Genomic DNA, 16,715 nt, shown 5'->3' with positions numbered 1-16,715 from the left:
TTGTACCCTGATCGCCTGCCGGTGATCACCTGTTTCTTTTAGGTTGGGGGGCGACGAGGGAGGCCATCGGATGCTAGAATATAACAAGCCCGTTACAAATCAGAAAAGTCAGCCGGGATACTGGACGGGAGTCTGGAAGTGTTGACTTTTTATGGTTTCAGGCGGGCGTTTCCGCTTACGGCTGTCCACCCCAGAGAGTTTTATGCCCCCCATAGCCCCTTTGTCCGATATTCGGTTTACGTTGATCTGCGTAAAAACGGTCAACGATCTTCAGTCCAACTCGGACGTGGTGGAACTGGCTTGCGTTAAAATTCGAGACGCTCGCATCGCCGAAACGTTGCATATGCGATTCAGCCCACCCCATGCCTTGCCTGAGGAATTTACCCGCAAAACCGGCATTTATACCCAAAGCTTGCGGGAATGCCCGCCGCTGGAATCCGTTTTGCCGGAGCTGGCCGCCTTTGTGGAGCGGGATGTGATTTTGTGGGCCAATCCGCCCGGAACAACCAACGCCGTTCACCGCTATTTCAAGCTCACTCAGCCACGGGATCGCCAGTTTTTTCTGCTCAATCTGGCCCAAAAATTATTGCCCGATTTGCCCCGCCATGGGCTGAACCATTGGGCCGCCCACTGGGGCCTGGAAACCGATGGGCTGGCTCGCACTGAAAATGCCGCCATTATTGGGGCCAAAGTGTTTTTAAAGCTGCTGGATTTGCTGGGCAAGCAAGGGGTTACCCAATTTGCCCAACTGCTGGATTTTTGTCCCGGTGTGCCGGTGCGGGTGTATCGCACCCGAAATGAGTTGCCCTTTGATCGCAATCGCTTGAAGGATTACCCGGCCCAGCCCGGTGTGTATTTAATGAAAAACCGGATGGGCGAAATTTTATATGTGGGTAAGGCCAAAAATTTGAAAGTGCGACTGAGAAGCTATTTTCAGAAGCAATCCCGTTTGCCCTCCAAAATTGCGGTGATGATGCGCCAGGTGACCCAGATTGAGGTGATGGTGGTGGGCTCAGAGCTGGAGGCCCTGATTCTGGAATCTCGCCTCATTAAACAGCATCAGCCGTTTTTTAATCAAAAAGTTAAAGATTATCAGCAAATGGTGTTTATGGCCGTGTCCGTCAACGCCCGGTTTCCCCGCCTAAGCCTGAGCGAGGATAGCGACAATCCTGAACTGGCCTATTTTGGCCCCTTTCACGGGCTGTCTTCTCTAAAAAACAGGCTGGAAGTATTGAACCGTAGTTTTCAGTTGCGGGATTGCTCGGATCGCAAGTTTGAGGCGCATCGGGCCAGCCCGTGCATGCAGTATCAGTTGGGGTTGTGTAGTGGCCCCTGTGCCGGAAAAATCAATGAGGCTGACTATCAGGAGCGGGTGGCCGATTTCCTGCGCTTTTTGGCCCAGCAGCCCTGCAACGCCCTGGATGGACTGACCGCCAAGCGAGAGGCTTATGTGGAGGCGTTGCGCTTTGAAAAGGCCGCCCTGATTCAGGAACAACTGGAATTATTGGGGCGCTTTCGGCAAACCAGTTATCGGCTCATTCAGGCGGTCACCCTGCGCCATTGCCTGATTGTGCTGCCCGCGCAAGAGCCCGGATGCTTCCGCCTGCTTAGCGTGTTGCAGGGGCAGCCCCATCAGTGGAAAACCATTGATCCTGTTCTGCTGGACTGGGATGCCATGATCCTCTGGATTCAGCAGGCGCTCGATGCGCTGGACTCGCACACGGCCGCTGCGGGTCAGCCCATTCCCAAATCTCTCTATGAAGAATCCCGCCTGATTGCCCAGTGGCTGGAGAAACGCTCCGAGCATGAAGGGGCGGTGATTGCGTTTGCCGATAAATCAGCCCGCATGGTGTTTAATGAACTGTTGCTGGCCATTAGCCCTGCCATGCGCCATCAGTTTGAATTGAATGCCGCCGAAGAAGCCTGGGACTGGGAACGGGAACAGCACGGGTAAAAAGGGGCAAGAAGGTTTAAGAAGCAGCAAAGCGACCTTGTTGCGTCTTGCTAAATTGGGGTAAATGTTGCGTCGCTTTGCCAATCCAAAGGCCGTCGCTGGAGATGCTTACGTGGGAGGCCGGAGGTTAAGCGGTGGGGGTGGCCGCAGGGTCTGCCATGCTTTTATACAGCTTTAAGGCGTGATTGCGGGCCGTGGCGTGGTCCACGATGGGGTGGGGGTAGGTTTTGCCCAGTTGAATGCCAGCGTTGAGCAAAACCAGCGGGGGGGCCTCCCAAGGCTCGTGAATATACTGGGCGGGCAATTGGGCCAGTTCCGGTACCCATTGGCGAATATAGCGGCCTTCAGGATCAAACTTTTTGCTTTGGGTCATGGGGTTGAAAATACGGAAAAAGGGCTGGGCATCGGCCCCACAACCGCCCACCCATTGCCAGTTCAGGCTGTTTTGGGCCAAATCGGCGTCCACCAGCGTGTCCCAAAACCAGCGGGCCCCATCGTGCCAGGAAATCATTAAATCCTTGGTTAAAAAAGAACCCACAATCATACGCACCCGGTTGTGCATCCAGCCAATGCGCCAGAGTTGCCGCATACCGGCATCAATAATGGGGTAGCCGGTTTGCCCTTGCGTCCAGCGCTCAAAATATTCGGCATTCAGGGTCCAGGGCAAATCGTTAAACTTGGACTTTAGGGCGCTATCGGTGGTGTGCGGAAAATGAAACAACACATGGTAGGCAAATTCTCGCCATGCAATTTCCCGCAAATAATCCTTGCCGCCCGCTTTATCCTCAGCCTCCGTGATGGCATGCCAGATTTGGCGGGGTGAGATTTCCCCGTGCCGCAAATAAGCCGACAGGCGGGAGGTTCCATCCACCGACGGGATGTCTCGGGCGGTGCCGTAGTTTTTTTGCTTGTGGGCCATAAAAGTGGCCAGCAACTCATGGGCCTGTGGTTCCCCCGGTTGCCAAAAGGCCCGCATTTCCCGATCCCATGGGATGGCAGGCAGCAGGTTCAATTGTTCCAGTTTAAGGCTCTCTGGCCACTGGCTCGGCGCTTTAAGATGCTGGGGGCTGGGTAACGGCTCCAGCGACGGAATCGATTCCAGACACCGTTTAAAAAACGGGGTGTACACCTGATATGGTTTTTTACTTCCGGTTTCAATGCTATGGGGCTCCCAAAGCAGGGTGCCGCCTTCATGAATGACCAGTTCAACTCCTTGGCTGGCCAGCAGGCTTTGCAGGGCCTGCTGTTGCAGAATGGCCTGCGGCTCGTAGCGGGCGTTGCAGTGAATTTGGGTGGCTTTGCTTTGCTGGGCCAGCGCCAGTAAGTGAGTGCCGGTGTGGCCCGCCTGAATGATGAGCTGCGATTGCAGGGCTTGCAGCCCTTGGGCCAGCGATTGTAACGAATGGTGAAACCAGACCCGATCGGCGGCCCCAATGGCCCAGTTGCCTTCGGCCTCGGTGTCCCAAATATAAACGGGAATCACGGGTAGGGTGGTTTTTTCGGCGGCCTGTAAGGCGGGGTTATCGGCCAGCCGTAAATCTTGTCGAAACCAGACCAGAACGCTTTTCACGGACATCAGGCTGTCTCTTCTGGGGATTGGGCCAATCCGCCGTTAGTGCCTGAGGGCGACAGCCCACCGTTAGAGACTGGCGGGGCTACCCCGTGCAGGAAAATATTTACCATGGTTTCGGCGTTTTTCCGTGTTTCAAAGGATCGACCCTCGTAGGCGGCTTTTAAGGTGGTCATGGTATCAATCCAGCTCACAAAGTAAAAAGCCAGTTTTTGGGGATCTTCGGTGGCTTTGATTTCGCCTGCCTGAATGCCCTCCTCAAAAATGCTTTCCACCGGTTTTAGCAAGTAAAACTGGTGGGCTTCCATTACTTTTTTAAGGTGCGCCTCAGTTAAGTGCTGGCTGGAATCACGCACCATGGTGCTTAATGAGGTGGGCGAAAACCGAAAATACCCTTCCGCCATTTTGTACAGCTTTTCCCGGCAGCCCTTGCAGCGCTTTACACCGGCCACCAGCATTTCGCTGCCGTGGCGCATCATTTCCACCAGCACTTCGCTAAACAGGGTTTCCTTGTCCGTAAAGTGATAATAAATGGTGGGCTTGGTAAGCCCCACCACATTCACCAAATCGTTCATGGAAACCGAGCTGAAGCCTTTTTCCCGAAACAGGATTTTGGCGTGGTGCAGGATTTCGCCACGGGCATCCACAGGTCTGGGTTTGCCGGTGGTGGCTTTGGGATCAGGGGGTTGGGGGGTCATGGGTCAATAGGCTCAGTTGGCGAGGCCCGGAAGGCCGCAAGAGGAATTTGCGTGGCATTCCAAGGCGCATTCAGGTAATGGAATCTATTGATCATACCATACGGTAGGTCCAGCCTGGCCCCCCAATGCTGGCGTAGTCAATAAAAACCAGAAGCTCGGCTTGACTTTTTCTGAAACGGATCTATTATTCTTTTATACCTTTCGGTATACAGGTTTATAAGCCAATGTTTTTCAAGCCAACCATTTTTCATTCTGGTACTAACGCAATAGTCAACTTAACAACTGACTCTTTATACAAAATCCTGGATAATACGACGAGAACTCTTTGATCACACAATCGTGTGGTCTTTTCTTTTATAAGGTTTTTTTAAAGAGGTGGGCATGTCTCAAACCCCATATGACGTTTTGATCATTGGCGCCGGACTGGCCGGATTAACCGCGGCGCGCCTGATTTTTGAGCAAGGATTTTCCTGCTTGGTGCTAGAAGCCTCGGATTCGGTGGGCGGACGGGTTAAAACCGATCAGCACGAAGGGTTTTTACTGGATCACGGGTTTCAGGTGCTTTTATCGGCCTATCCGGAAGCTCGGGCTTTGCTCAACTACAATTTTTTGGCCTTGAAGCCTTTTTACAATGGCTCCCTGATCTGGACCGGCCACGACTTTCAGAAAGTGGCCGACCCTTGGCGACATCCGGTGGATGGGCTGCAAAGCGTGTACAACAAAATTGGCACCTTGAAGGACAAGCTGAAAGTGGCCGAGCTGCGTCAAAAACTGATTACCCAGCCTGCTGACGCTTACTGGACTTCTCCAGAAACCACCACCCGTGAGTATTTAAAAGCGTTTGGCTTTTCGGAGGGGATGGTGGATGTGTTTTTCCGGCCCTTCCTGGGCGGCATTTTTCTGGAGCCGGATTTGGCCACTTCCAGCCGCTTTTTTGAGTTCGTGTTTCGCATGTTTTCCACCGGCGATGTGGTGTTACCGGCTGAGGGCATGGGGGCCATTCCCCGCCAATTGGCTGAAGGCTTACCGGAAGACGCCATTTTTCTGAACCGCCGGGTATCCAGCGTTCAGCCGGATGGGGTAAGGCTGGAAACTGGAGAACTGGTTCAAGCCAAGTGTGTTTTAGTGGCCACCGATGCGCTGGATGCGCTCAGTTTACTGCCTCAAACGACTCCCCGATCGTTTAATCAGGCCCATTGCCTTTATTTTGCGGCCCAAACAGCGCCTTTGGATTTGCCCATTCTGGCGCTGAACGGGGTATCGGGCCAGCTGGTGAACAATTTGTGCGTGCCCAGTTTGGTGGCCCCTTCCTATGCGCCTGAGGGTCAGCATTTAATTTCGGTATCGGTACTGGAAAACAGCTTGCAGCCAGAGCCGCTGGTGAAAGCGGTGATTGAGGAATTGCGGGTGTGGTTTGGCGATAGCGTGGATGAATGGCGCTTTTTGAAGGCTTACCCCATTCGTCGGGCCTTGCCTCGCTTTACGGTACCGCCCAACACGCTGACCCCTCAACCGGTGCAACTGGCTCCGGGCCTGTTTAGTTGCGGCGATTATCTGGATACCCCGTCCATCAACGGGGCCATGGCCACCGGGCGGCGGGCGGCCAACGCTATTTTAGAGGCGTTGAAAGCACCGGCGCTGACCACCTGATCAGCATTGATCTTAACGGGATTTGACCCAGGCAATTTGACCTTAAAATCTAACAAGGAGTTCCGAATCATGACTCAAGCTACTTCCCGTCTGGTTTTGCTGGCGCATGGCAGCCGTGATCCCCGCTGGCAGGATACCTTTTTGCGTTTGCTAAGTCTGGCCCGCCAGCAATTTGGGGATGCCTCACTGGATTTGGCCTATATGGAAATGTGTTCGCCGTCCTTACTGGATGTATCGGAACAGGCGTATAATGAAGGCATTCGAAAGCTTACGGTATTGCCGTTGTTTATGTCCGCCGGGGGGCATGTCAGTCAGGATATTCCCCGCTTGGCGGATCAGGCCATGACCGCCTTTGAGGGTCTAGAGGTGCAGGTTTTGCCCCCGGCTGGAGAGCATCCGGTGGTAATGGACGCCTTTTTAACCGTTATGCAGGAAAGTTTGAGCGGTCAGATGAGTCGGCCAGTCTGAATCGCCTCTCTGACTTCTGCCTTCCCTCCCTAGCCCTGTTGTAACCAGTGTTGAAATCAGGAGACTTGCATGGAACCGAATGAACGGATGAGCCGGACTACAATTCTGGTACTGGGAGCCACCGGGTATGTGGGGGGGCGCTTGGTGCCTCGCTTGCTGCAAGCGGGCTATCGGGTGCGGGCCGCCAGCCGTTCCACCCAAAAACTCAAAAGCCGAAACTGGGCCTCGGATCCCAATGTGGAGTTATGTTCCGTTGATGTGACCAACGTGGCTTCTTTGCAAAAAGCGGCGGAAGGCTGCCATGCGGTTTATTATCTGGTGCATTCCATGGACCCCACCACCAAGGATTTTGCGGAAACCGATCGGCTGGCCGCCCACAACATGGTGCAAGTGGCCGAGCAGGTGGGTCTGGAGCGCATTATTTATCTCAGCGGGCTGGGGGAAGATGACGCCGATTTAAGCGAGCATTTGAAATCCCGCACCGAAGTGGCCCGTATTTTAACAACCGGTGGGGTGCCGGTTACCGTGTTGCGGGCGGCCATGATTATTGGTTCCGGCAGTGCGTCGTTTGAAATTTTGCGCTATCTGGTGGATCGCTTGCCAGTGATGATTACCCCCAAATGGCTCTCTACCCCTTGTCAGCCCATTGCCATTCGCAATGTGCTGAACTATTTGCTGGGCTGTCTGCAACACCCGGAAACCACCGGACAGACCTATGATATTGGGGGACACGATATTCTGACCTATCGAGAGTTGATGGAAATTTACTCCGATGAGGCGGGGCTGGGGCGGCGCTGGATTATTCCCATTCCGTTTTTCACCCCCAAGCTCAGCTCGTACTGGATTAATCTGGTGACCCCGGTATCCGCCAGCATTGCCCGCCCGCTGGCCGAAGGGCTTCGCAATCCGGTGGTCTGTGCGGAAAGCCGGATTCTGGATATTATTCCTCAGGAATTATTAAGCACCCGAGACGCCATTCGACTGGCCCTGGACAATATTTTGGGCCAAAACGTGGAAAGTCACTGGACGGATGCCGGATTTCTTCCGCCGGTAGAAACCCGCTACCCCGGTGATCCCGATTGGGCGGGCGGCACTATTTTCAAGGATCATCGCCTGATTGAGGTGGAGGGTTCCGTTGAGGATTTGTGGCATGCCATTGTACGCATTGGGGGACAAACCGGCTGGTATTACGGCGATTGGCTCTGGGCGCTGCGTGGATTGCTGGACAAGCTGTTTGGCGGGGTGGGCAGCCACCGGGGACGGCGGCACCCGGAGCGGGTTTATCCGGGGGATGCCCTTGATTTTTGGCGGGTGCTGAACGTGGATGCCCCCCAACGCCTGCGCTTGCTGGCGGAAATGAAGGTACCGGGTTTGGCCGTGCTGGAGTTTAATATTACTCCCCTGGAAAATGGTCGGCTGGAACTGGCCCAAACCGCATGGTTCGCCCCTCGGGGGCTGAGTGGTTTGCTTTACTGGTATGCGGTGGCCCCCTTGCACGACCTGATTTTTAATGGCATGTTGCGAGGCATTGCCAAAGCCTCCCATCATCCCATTATAAAGGGACCAGTTCGCATGGACTGAGGCCGATTGCCTTCAAGCTTCTTTTTCCGAAAATCGCCCCATTTTTTATGAAAAACAGGGGTTAAATAGCCTGAAACCCGATTTGGAAAACAAAACCCATTAAACTTCTGCTGTTTTTTGGGCAAAATAGAGGGGCGCTCTGTTTTATAAAATCAATAGGCACACGGATTTCTAAACGAAATCAACCCATTCCATAAAGTCTGCATACAAAAAGGGTTTCTCGCTGAATACCACCGTTTACAATCCGGTTTACCCCACTCCCAGGCCGCCGGGGGCTTACAGGCCCATGGTGCTGGGGCGGTACGGGGCGCCCGTTTATGCGGCCCCCTCGTCTCTGTATTTCCCGTCTCCGTCTTTCGATCGTTTTGCGCCTCAGGCCGCTCAAAGTGGCCCGTCTCGTTATTATTTTGATTTGGGTGAAAATTTATACAAGGCCAGCCAGTTTGGACAGGCCATTCAGGCCTTTAACGCTTACCTGCAACTGAACCCCACCGATATTCATGTTTTGAACAAACGGGGGGTGGCCAAGGCGGGCCAAAAAGATTATGTGGGGGCCATTGCCGATTACAGTACCGCCATTGCCATGAATCCCCATTTTTATAACGCCTACTTGAACCGGGGAAACCTGTGGGTGTATCTGGGCGATTTCGCCAAAAAAATGGGCCAGCCGGAAGTGGCCGCACAGGATTATCAACTGGCCCTGAACGATTATGGGCAAGCGGTTCGCATTAACCCCATGAACAGCGCCGCCTATGAGAACCGGGCAGAATTGTACTCCGATATGGGCTTACATGCCCAATCCCTACAGGATAAGGGCCGGGTCATTCAGCTACAGAGGCTAAAGAGTCCTACCAGTCTGGGGCTTCCTTTTTGCCCGCCCCGTGTGGCGCTGGTGCTGGCCAACGATGACTATGTGGGCGGGGAAAACGATTTACAGGGCGGCCCCATTCAGGATGCCAACAGCATTTCCAGCCTGCTGCGCCGACAGGGATTTTATGTGATTCAGGGCCATAACTTGAGCGGGCCCGCCATGAAGGCTCGGGTCAGCCAGTTTACCAGCAAGCTGCGGGAAAATCCGGGCGCGGTTTCCATGGTTTATTATTCCGGCCATGGCGGCTCGGTAAACGGCAATAATTACCTGATTCCCGTGGAATACAGCGGCAGTATGCAACCGGGGTTTGAGGAAAATTCGGTGTCGGTGGATTACCTGCTGAGAGAATTAAAGGGTGCGGGCAGTTACTTTAACATGATTTTTCTGGATGCCTGCCGCACCCCCCTGATGAACGGAGGCACCGCCTTCCGCTCTGGAAAACCGGCCTTAAAGCAGTGGGAAACCGAACCCGGTCCCGGTTTGGCCAACACCTGGATTGAATACGCTTCCCGGCCCAAAATGCCCGCTATTCAGGAGCGAAACGAGGGGCTTTACACCAAGTATCTGGTGCAATTTATGGCCCGCCCCGATTTGAACCTGAAGGAAGTGTCCATGTACACCAGCTACGCCCTGGAAAGCGACCCTACCGCCCGCCGGGAAAACCAGCATGCCCGCACCCAGACAGACTTATCTCACACCGAGCGCATCGCTCAGGCGTTCTCCTTTGCCCGCCATTGCGCCAATCCGTTGCCGCATGTGCGTTTATCCTCGACCCCTGTGCAGCCAGTGGCTCCTTTGGCTACAGGCATAACACCTTAGGCGTAATAATCCAGCCGATGGCCCAAACTGGGATTGGGCCGGGTGAAGGCGGAGGCAACTTTGGGCGCTTGGTTGAGCTGGCCAAACGAAATGGTGGTCAGGCCAAATGGCACGTCTGTTTTTCCAAGTTTTTGAAGTCCGAGTGTTTCGGGTTGGGTAATGGGATTTAGTGATGAAGTAGGGGCAACCCGTTGGCTTTGGGGGGTGGGTTGCAGAGGTGATGCCTGATGCACTGGCATGCGGGCGTTAATGGGTTGTACTCTCATGATAGTCCTCTTTTCACAAGGCTTTTGAGTCTTGCTTGGTACTACTGTAGCATTAACATGAGGTTTTGGCATGAGCCGCCCAGCTATTAGCCATGCGGGGAAAGGGTGGCATGAGCAACCACCTGCCGGAATCCCCAACCGGGTCTGCGGGATAGGGCAGGCGAACGCCTGTTCGGGCCCCCCTGCAGGCCCCCACTTGAGCCGTTGAGGGGTGAAACGTTACAAAATAGTTACCGTTCTGTCATCCATTTGTCTTAAAACTGGCGCATAATGTCCTTCATAGACAGTGAGAGGCAAGCAATTGCTTTTCAGGATGAAGATACCCCCTAACATATAGCAATTCCCGGCTCGCCAGATTGAACGATCAGGCGGGTCTTTTTGTGAGAGGCCACTTGACACAGCCAATTCCTGCTAACAATGCGTGGTTGATCAGGCGGGAAAAGACAACCGGGCATTGTCAACGCCCTTTTCGGCTTTCCCTGCTTGATTTAAAGTCGGTTTTAAAGGCGTTTTAAACTGGGGGATTGTTTGAAAAGCAGCCCTTAAAGCACCGGATCAACAGTAAAACTGAAGGTGGAGCCATTGCTGTCGTTGCTTTCCACCCAAATTTCGCCGTTATGCAGCTGCACAATGTGCTTTACAATGGATAAACCCAGCCCGGTCCCTCCCATTTCACGGGAACGGGCCTTGTCCACCCGGTAAAAGCGCTCAAAAATGCGGGAATGATATTTGGGTTCAATCCCAATGCCGTTGTCGATCACGTCCACCTGAATTTTCTGGCGGTCGTTCACATAGGCTTTTAACACTACTCGCCCATCGGTGGGGGTGTATTTAATGGCGTTATCCAGCAGATTGGTCAGTACCTGCTGCAGGCTGCTTAATTCGGCTTGGGCCTTGGGCAGCGGCTCCTGAATGTCGACGGTTAGCTGAATATTTTTTTCCTCGGCCTTGTCCTGCACCATGGCCAGTACTTGTTGAATGAGAACCTGCAGGGAGGCGGGTAGCAGTTCTGGCTTGTAATCGGGCGATTCCAGCTTGGAGAGATCCAGCAGATCTTCCACCAGCTGGGTTAAGCGCAGCGAATGGCGATGAATGACGTTGATAAAGTCCCGGCACACGGTGGGATCATCCAGCGCCCCTTCAATCAGGGTTTCCGAATAGCCTTCAATGGCGCTGAGCGGGGTGCGTAGTTCGTGGGACACGTTGGCCACAAAATCCCGGCGCATGCGCTCGGTATGCCGAATGTCGGTAATATCATGAAAGATAATTACGCACCCATCCACGGCCTGGGTGTCCGTTTCGGTTAGGGGGGCGGGCTCGTTGCCCAACAGGCCCGGAATATTAATGGGCACAATGTGGGCTTCAAAAAACAGTTCGTGCGGATCTCCCTGAGCCAGCGTGATTTCCTCCACGCAGGTATTGCCGGTGGCCAGCACCGTGGCCAGCACCTTCAGGAAGGCCGGATTTTGAATGACCGCCTCCACATGCCGCCCCACCACATCTTCTTTTGGCAGCTGCAAAAACTGTTTAAGGGAGCGGTTAACCTGTAGAATTTGTCCCTGCCGATCGCAGATTAAAATGCCATCTCTAAACTCTTTCAGCAACATCATTAAAACGTGTTGCTCTCGAAACAGGTGCTTGAGCTGGCTGAAATTTTTGGAAACGGGCTGGGCGCTACTCATAATGGGGAAGGCTCTATCGCGTTCGGTTAGTTCAATAGGCTGGCGTTGGGGGCGGCGGCGGGTTTGGAAGAAGCGATGACAGGGGCTTCTACTGTTAAGCGATAGCCCAGTCCTCGCACGGTTTCCACCATGTCTCGGGCTGTGCCTAACTTGGCGCGCAGGCGCTTGACCTGGGCATCCACGGTTCTATCCATCACCGATTCGGCCTCTTCTTGCCACACGGCGGTCAGCATTTGTTCCCGGGTTTTAACCCGGTTGGGCTGGTTGGCCAGAGCCATTAAAATTTTAAATTCGGTGTGGGTCAGGGACACTTCCTGATGGTCCACCAGCACCCGGTATTCCTCCGGGAAAATCCGCAGCTTGCCCAGTTGCAGGGATTGCAGGGCTTCCAGCGTTTGGCTGGCTCCTCCCGCCGTGCGGGCCAGAATGGCCTTGACCCGTAACACCAGTTCTTTGGGGCTGAAGGGTTTAATCACATAATCTTCTACCCCGCATTCAAAGCCGGTGACCCGGTTGTATTCCGAAGATCGGGCGGTGAGCATGATGATGGGAATGGGCCGGGTTTCCGGGTTGCTTTTTAAATCCCGGCAAATATCGTAGCCGGAGCGATCGGGCAGCATCAAATCCAGAATAATGAGATGGGGATTGAAACTTTCCACCAAGGGCAATACAGAAGACCCATTGAAAGCGGATTCCACCTGAAGGCCGTTTTTTTCAAGGTTGTAACGCACCAGATTTACCAAGTCTTTTTCGTCATCAACCACTAGAATACGAGATGTCATGGTGAGGTCCATTGCTTAAGGGTCGTTTCGGGAGCAGCGGGAATCAGTGTGAAAAGCGTATTGTTAGGCCATCATAACCGAAACCCGCCTTACAGACCAGTGAATGAGGGCAGCCGGGTGAATGCCATTTGCTGAAAAGGATTGGACAGGGAGGAGGCCGGAAACGGCATAAATGAGGGAAAAGGGGCATACTGCTGGGATGCGCCCGCTTGCGCAAAGGTGAGGGGCAGTGGCTTGGGATGGACATGGGCGTGAGCTGTTTTTTTATTGCGGGTGCCAGAGGGCTGCTCGGCGGAGGTGTCGGGCGCTTTGTGGTCCGCCTTGTCCAGCGCATCAATATCCTCATCATCGGAATCTGAATCGGAGTCCAGAACGCTTTCGTTCAACTGGCCATCTTCGCTCCAGATATTGCGGGGGGCCAGTTTGCGGCTCAGTAATTCCGCCATTAAAATGCCCAGCGATACGGGGACGGCTTTAATCAGGATGCGATGATGGGCGGCTTTTTCCAGTGTGGTTTTGAGGGCTGGTATTTGGGCCGCTTTCTGGGTGATTTTTTGTCCGGCCAAATCAATGCCTGCCGTAAAGGCGGAAACCATTGCCAAGGTGGCGGCTTCTCGTTTAATGGTATTTTTCTGGATGGGGCTGGGGGCGTTGCGATCATCCCACACCCGAAAGGAGCTGCCCACACCTTTGGCGGCCACGCCAGCCAAAGAAGTATGAAAAACCTCTCGGGCGATATTGCTACTAATGGAGCTGATGGCCATAACCTTTGAAACGCCTTTTGATTCATTAATGTGGAATGCAAGGCCATCGTAGGTAAGTCCTGTGACATTCTGATGACAGGGCTGGGGATCAATACAAAATGTAAAGTTGGCTTTAATGCCCTTCCTGAAAGGACATGCGTGAATCTGCTTTTTGTCACGGAACCGTCACTCAAAAAACGTTTCACCCGTATTTTGGGCAATAAAAAGCGAGGGTATTAAAACCCTCGCGGTATCCATAGCATAGAGGGGATGAACCCCTCGTCTCCTCACCACATAGGCTATCAAACCGCTCCTCAACAGCTTGAAAGCCTCCCTGAATCTTCTCCTCCGTCTAAAACGTGAATTTTTTAAAGGCACGACCCTCCATGGCATTCGCTCATCCGTTTACCATCCGGGCCTGTTCAGGCTGTTTGCGGACAAGGGGGTAAGCGTTAAAAACAGGGTACTGTTTCCCGCTATAAAAGCTGCCGCCGGGATGGAATCACTGGATTGGGGATGTTGGGTGGTTGATAAGCGGATCATTCATTGTGAATGATGCCGGTGGCAGGACTTGCGCTTGGTTGAATCCTGCAAAAATGTTTAATCTCTCTGAATAAATAAAAACAGAGAGCGGGCTGAAATTGCGGTGTTGCGGCCCCTTCGTTGCGTAGTGTTTACATCTTTTCTCAACTTTTGCGCAGCCTGTTCTTAATTTTTCTTCTTATTTTCTTTACTTGAGGCAGAAAGTATTGACGTCAATTCTCCGTTTGAGTAATTCAACAAAAAACGGGACTTGGTTAGAATGACCCCATTCCCGTAGTGAGGATGAGGGGCGTTTTTATCCCGATTGATTGAAAGATTGATTTTAAAGGATAAAAATCGTTGAAAAGTAAGAGAAGGAGGACCATGCATGGCGATTGAGTCACCTGTAAAACCTAATAACCCGTCTCAGGCTAAAACTTTTTTTGAGCATAAAATGCAGTTTACCACCGGGCCGGTGGAGCTGGAGCGCATGATGTCTCAGAAGCAATCCATTGTGGTTGTGGACGTGCGCGAAGCGGAAGATTACCAGAAAGGACATGTTCCAGGGGCCATTAACCTGCCAAAATCCAAGTGGAGCAACCCCACCGGGCTGGACAAAAACAAGCAGAACATTCTGTATTGTTATTCCCATGTTTGCCATTTAGCGGCCGATGCCGCCGTTCATCTGGCTCAGGCAGGTTATCCGGTAATGGAACTGGAGGGCGGCTGGGCCGCATGGCAAGAACATGACCTACCCACCACCCGATAATTTATTCTGATCGGTTTCAACTCCTGCCAATTACCTACTGAGTGAGCAACGCCATACCGGCTTCCGGTGTGGCGTTTGCCATAGGGGCTATTCTCCGGCGGTGGGCAGGGCTTTTAGCAAGGCGTCCAGTTGTTTATACAGGGCTTCAGGTGTTTCTGCGCTGGCCGCGTCGCCAACGTTATCAATAATATGGCCACCGGGGTGTTGTTGGGTCAGGGTTCGCTTTTCTTCCCGGCTCATCTGGTTTTGAATGCGGGCCATGGCATCCGCCTCGCTCATGCCCCGCTGGGTAATCAGGCGCTGGCGTTGAATGGCGGGCGGGGTATCCAGCAACCATACTGCATCATAGCGATCCGCTAGGCGGGATTCAAACAACAGGGGAATAATGCAAACGCCCGCCGCCTGATGGCCATGCTGAGCGTAAAAGGCTTCCATGGCTTGCCGGGTTTTGGGATGAATCCAGCTTTCCAGTAACTTGCGCCGCTCCGGGTCGGCAAACACTTGCTGGCCCAGGGCGGGCCGCTTAACGTGGCCGCTCTCATCAAACACCTCGGCCCCAAAGGCTTCCCGAATTTTCGATTTCAGGGCCTCATCATTCCGCAGCAGGTCATGCACCACATCATCGGCGTCAATCACCGGTAAGCCCTGCTTTTTTAAATAAGCCCCGGCCAGGGATTTGCCGCAGGCGATGCCACCGGTCAGGGCAATTCGACGAATCATACCGAGTTTTTTCCTATAATTAAGCTCAATTGAGCATATCCATAGCTTACTGTTTCTGCTGTGAGATAATCAATCCATGAATTCCCTCTGGTTTCTTATTGTAGTATCCCCATTGTTTACCCCTTCTCTCTGATCGCTTAAAGGACCCCTTGTGACTGCTGCCTGGACCCGTTTTGATCGCTCCCAGAAGATTTTTGTGTGGCTGACCGCCATTTTTGTCATCTCCCTGTTTATTGCCGATGAAGTGGGTGCCATGTTGTTTTCCTTCCGGGTACCCTTTCTGAAAGATCCGGTGCTGCTGTCCGCCGGTATTATTCCCTTTCCGGTTACTTTTATACTGACCGATTTGCTAAACGAGTTTTATGGCAAGCAAGGCGCCCGCTTTGTAACCTGGGTGGGCTTTGGTATGTGCTTGCTGGCCTATATTTATTTAACGGTGGGCAGTTTACTGCCGATAGATGCCGCCACTTTTATTCCCAAGCCAGTGTTTATGACCATTTATACCCAGTACACCGGCATGTTTCTGGCCTCCTTGCTGGCCTACCTGATTGGGCAAATGCTGGATATCCAGATCTTTCACGCCATCCGCTCGGTTACCAAGCACCGCTTTATCTGGTTGCGGGCCACGGGGTCTACCGTGGTGTCCCAGTTGTTTGATTCCCTGATTGTGACCTTTATTGCCTTTTGGGGGCAAATGCAGGCATCTGAAATGCTGCGGCTGGCCATTGGCAACTACAGCTGGAAGTTTTTGATTGCCATTGGCATTACCCCGCTGCTTTATTTGGGGCATCTGATCCTGAAAACGCTGATGCCCCGACAAGAACCACTGCTGGAAGCCAGTGAGCCGGAGTATCGGTGATGCGGTATGGACGCCTCCTCATTTTTCGGCTTGCTTTCAAGTTGGGATTTGATCATAAAATGCGGCAGTACGCGCCGCCAACATGCGTAATATGTGACTAATTGATGACAAAGAGCTGGATCCCCAATGTTTAATCTGCTTCCCCGTGAGGACAAGTTCCTCAAAATGCTGCAGGATATGGAAATGGCCGCCAACCGCAGCTCCCGCCTGATGAAAAAACTGGTGGAACATCGGCATGATGAGGCTGTGGTTCGAGAGGCCTCGGACGAGATTTATAAATACAAGCGGGAAGCCAAAAAAACGCTGGAAACCCTGACCCAGGAAATTTGTCGCACCCTCATTACCCCTTTCGACCGGGAAGATCTTCAGGAATTCGCGGTGGCCCTGTACAACATTCCCAAGCTGATTACCAAAATTACCGATCGCCTGCTCACCCACAATATGCACCCTTACAACGGGGATTTTAACAAATTTGTGGATCTCATCGATCGTCAGGCGGAAGCCATGGCCGCCGTCATTCGGGAACTGTCGGGCAAGTTGAACTCTCGCACCGTGAATGCCAAGGCCGCCATTTTACATGAGCTGGAAGATCAGGGCGATATGGTGCTAGGCCAGTTAATCGCCAGCTCGTTTCACGATATTGAAGACGTGCGTGAACTGATTTTGCGTAAAGATATTTACGAGATGCTGGAAGACGTGACCGATCAGTACCGTGATGCCGCCAACGTGGCCATGCGTATCATTTTAAAGCACACCTAGGC

Annotated in this window: 15 protein-coding genes; 8 read left to right on the top strand and 7 right to left on the bottom strand. The window is 53.0% G+C overall.

Annotated features, from left to right (window positions below; genetic code table 11):
- Positions 1-202: 202 nt before the first annotated feature.
- Positions 203-1,954, top strand: a complete 1,752-nt coding sequence (locus ACEW81_RS01285; RefSeq protein ID WP_373531150.1) for a GIY-YIG nuclease family protein — start codon at positions 203-205, stop codon at positions 1,952-1,954.
- 127 nt (positions 1,955-2,081) lie between these two features.
- Here the strand turns inward: ACEW81_RS01285 and ACEW81_RS01280 are convergent, their stop codons facing one another.
- Together ACEW81_RS01280 and ACEW81_RS01275 are read right to left on the bottom strand one after the other, a co-directional pair.
- On the bottom strand, positions 2,082-3,530 hold the full coding sequence (locus ACEW81_RS01280; protein WP_373531149.1) for a cryptochrome/photolyase family protein: 1,449 nt from the start codon (positions 3,528-3,530) through the stop codon (positions 2,082-2,084).
- On the bottom strand, positions 3,530-4,222 hold the full coding sequence (locus tag ACEW81_RS01275) for a TetR/AcrR family transcriptional regulator (RefSeq protein WP_373531148.1): 693 nt from the start codon (positions 4,220-4,222) through the stop codon (positions 3,530-3,532). The genes ACEW81_RS01280 and ACEW81_RS01275 overlap by 1 nt, the downstream gene beginning before the upstream one ends.
- A gap of 381 nt (positions 4,223-4,603) precedes the next feature.
- Here ACEW81_RS01275 and ACEW81_RS01270 point away from each other — a divergent pair, with 381 nt between their 5' ends.
- The 4 genes from ACEW81_RS01270 (at position 4,604) to ACEW81_RS01255 (ending at position 9,611) form a co-directional block, all read left to right on the top strand.
- Positions 4,604-5,872 carry an NAD(P)/FAD-dependent oxidoreductase gene (locus tag ACEW81_RS01270; RefSeq protein ID WP_373531147.1) on the top strand — a complete coding sequence of 423 codons (1,269 nt, stop codon included), beginning with the start codon at positions 4,604-4,606 and terminating at the stop codon, positions 5,870-5,872.
- 69 nt (positions 5,873-5,941) lie between these two features.
- Positions 5,942-6,340, top strand: coding sequence for a sirohydrochlorin chelatase (locus ACEW81_RS01265; protein ID WP_373531146.1), 399 nt, complete (start codon positions 5,942-5,944; stop codon positions 6,338-6,340).
- Between the two features lie 69 nt (positions 6,341-6,409).
- Positions 6,410-7,921 carry an SDR family oxidoreductase gene (locus tag ACEW81_RS01260; RefSeq protein WP_373531145.1) on the top strand — a complete coding sequence of 504 codons (1,512 nt, stop codon included), beginning with the start codon at positions 6,410-6,412 and terminating at the stop codon, positions 7,919-7,921.
- Between the two features lie 286 nt (positions 7,922-8,207).
- Positions 8,208-9,611, top strand: a complete 1,404-nt coding sequence (locus ACEW81_RS01255; protein ID WP_373531144.1) for a caspase family protein — start codon at positions 8,208-8,210, stop codon at positions 9,609-9,611.
- Here the strand turns inward: ACEW81_RS01255 and ACEW81_RS01250 are convergent.
- The 4 genes from ACEW81_RS01250 to ACEW81_RS01235 form a co-directional block, all read right to left on the bottom strand.
- Positions 9,608-9,877 carry a hypothetical protein gene (locus ACEW81_RS01250; RefSeq protein ID WP_373531143.1) on the bottom strand — a complete coding sequence of 90 codons (270 nt, stop codon included), beginning with the start codon at positions 9,875-9,877 and terminating at the stop codon, positions 9,608-9,610. The two genes, ACEW81_RS01255 and ACEW81_RS01250, sit on opposite strands and share 4 nt — an antisense overlap.
- Before the next feature lie 542 nt (positions 9,878-10,419).
- Entirely contained in the window at positions 10,420-11,559 is a 1,140-nt protein-coding gene (locus ACEW81_RS01245; RefSeq protein WP_373531142.1) for a sensor histidine kinase, read from the bottom strand.
- Positions 11,560-11,585: 26 nt separating this feature from the next.
- Positions 11,586-12,341, bottom strand: a complete 756-nt coding sequence (locus ACEW81_RS01240; RefSeq protein WP_373531141.1) for a response regulator — start codon at positions 12,339-12,341, stop codon at positions 11,586-11,588.
- A gap of 89 nt (positions 12,342-12,430) precedes the next feature.
- Entirely contained in the window at positions 12,431-13,105 is a 675-nt protein-coding gene (locus tag ACEW81_RS01235; protein WP_373531140.1) for a hypothetical protein, read from the bottom strand.
- Positions 13,106-13,994: 889 nt separating this feature from the next.
- On the opposite strand from ACEW81_RS01235, the gene ACEW81_RS01230 reads away from it, so the two are divergent.
- A complete protein-coding gene (locus ACEW81_RS01230) occupies positions 13,995-14,375 on the top strand; it encodes a rhodanese-like domain-containing protein (protein WP_373531139.1) in 381 nt (126 codons plus the stop codon).
- Between the two features lie 87 nt (positions 14,376-14,462).
- Here the strand turns inward: ACEW81_RS01230 and coaE are convergent, their stop codons facing one another.
- Positions 14,463-15,095, bottom strand: coding sequence for a dephospho-CoA kinase (gene coaE / locus ACEW81_RS01225; RefSeq protein WP_373531138.1), 633 nt, complete (start codon positions 15,093-15,095; stop codon positions 14,463-14,465).
- A gap of 151 nt (positions 15,096-15,246) precedes the next feature.
- Here coaE and ACEW81_RS01220 point away from each other — a divergent pair, with 151 nt between their 5' ends.
- On the top strand, positions 15,247-15,954 hold the full coding sequence (locus ACEW81_RS01220; protein ID WP_373531137.1) for a queuosine precursor transporter: 708 nt from the start codon (positions 15,247-15,249) through the stop codon (positions 15,952-15,954).
- A gap of 126 nt (positions 15,955-16,080) precedes the next feature.
- Complete coding sequence (locus tag ACEW81_RS01215) at positions 16,081-16,713, top strand: DUF47 domain-containing protein (protein ID WP_373531136.1); 633 nt, start codon at positions 16,081-16,083, stop codon at positions 16,711-16,713.
- Positions 16,714-16,715 lie beyond the last annotated feature (2 nt).

Origin of the sequence: Vampirovibrio sp. (genome assembly GCF_041737375.1) — a bacterium.
Classification (GTDB): domain Bacteria; phylum Cyanobacteriota; class Vampirovibrionia; order Vampirovibrionales; family Vampirovibrionaceae; genus Vampirovibrio.
Note: the sequence above shows the minus strand (reverse complement) of the source record. Positions and strands in the feature narration are given on the sequence as shown.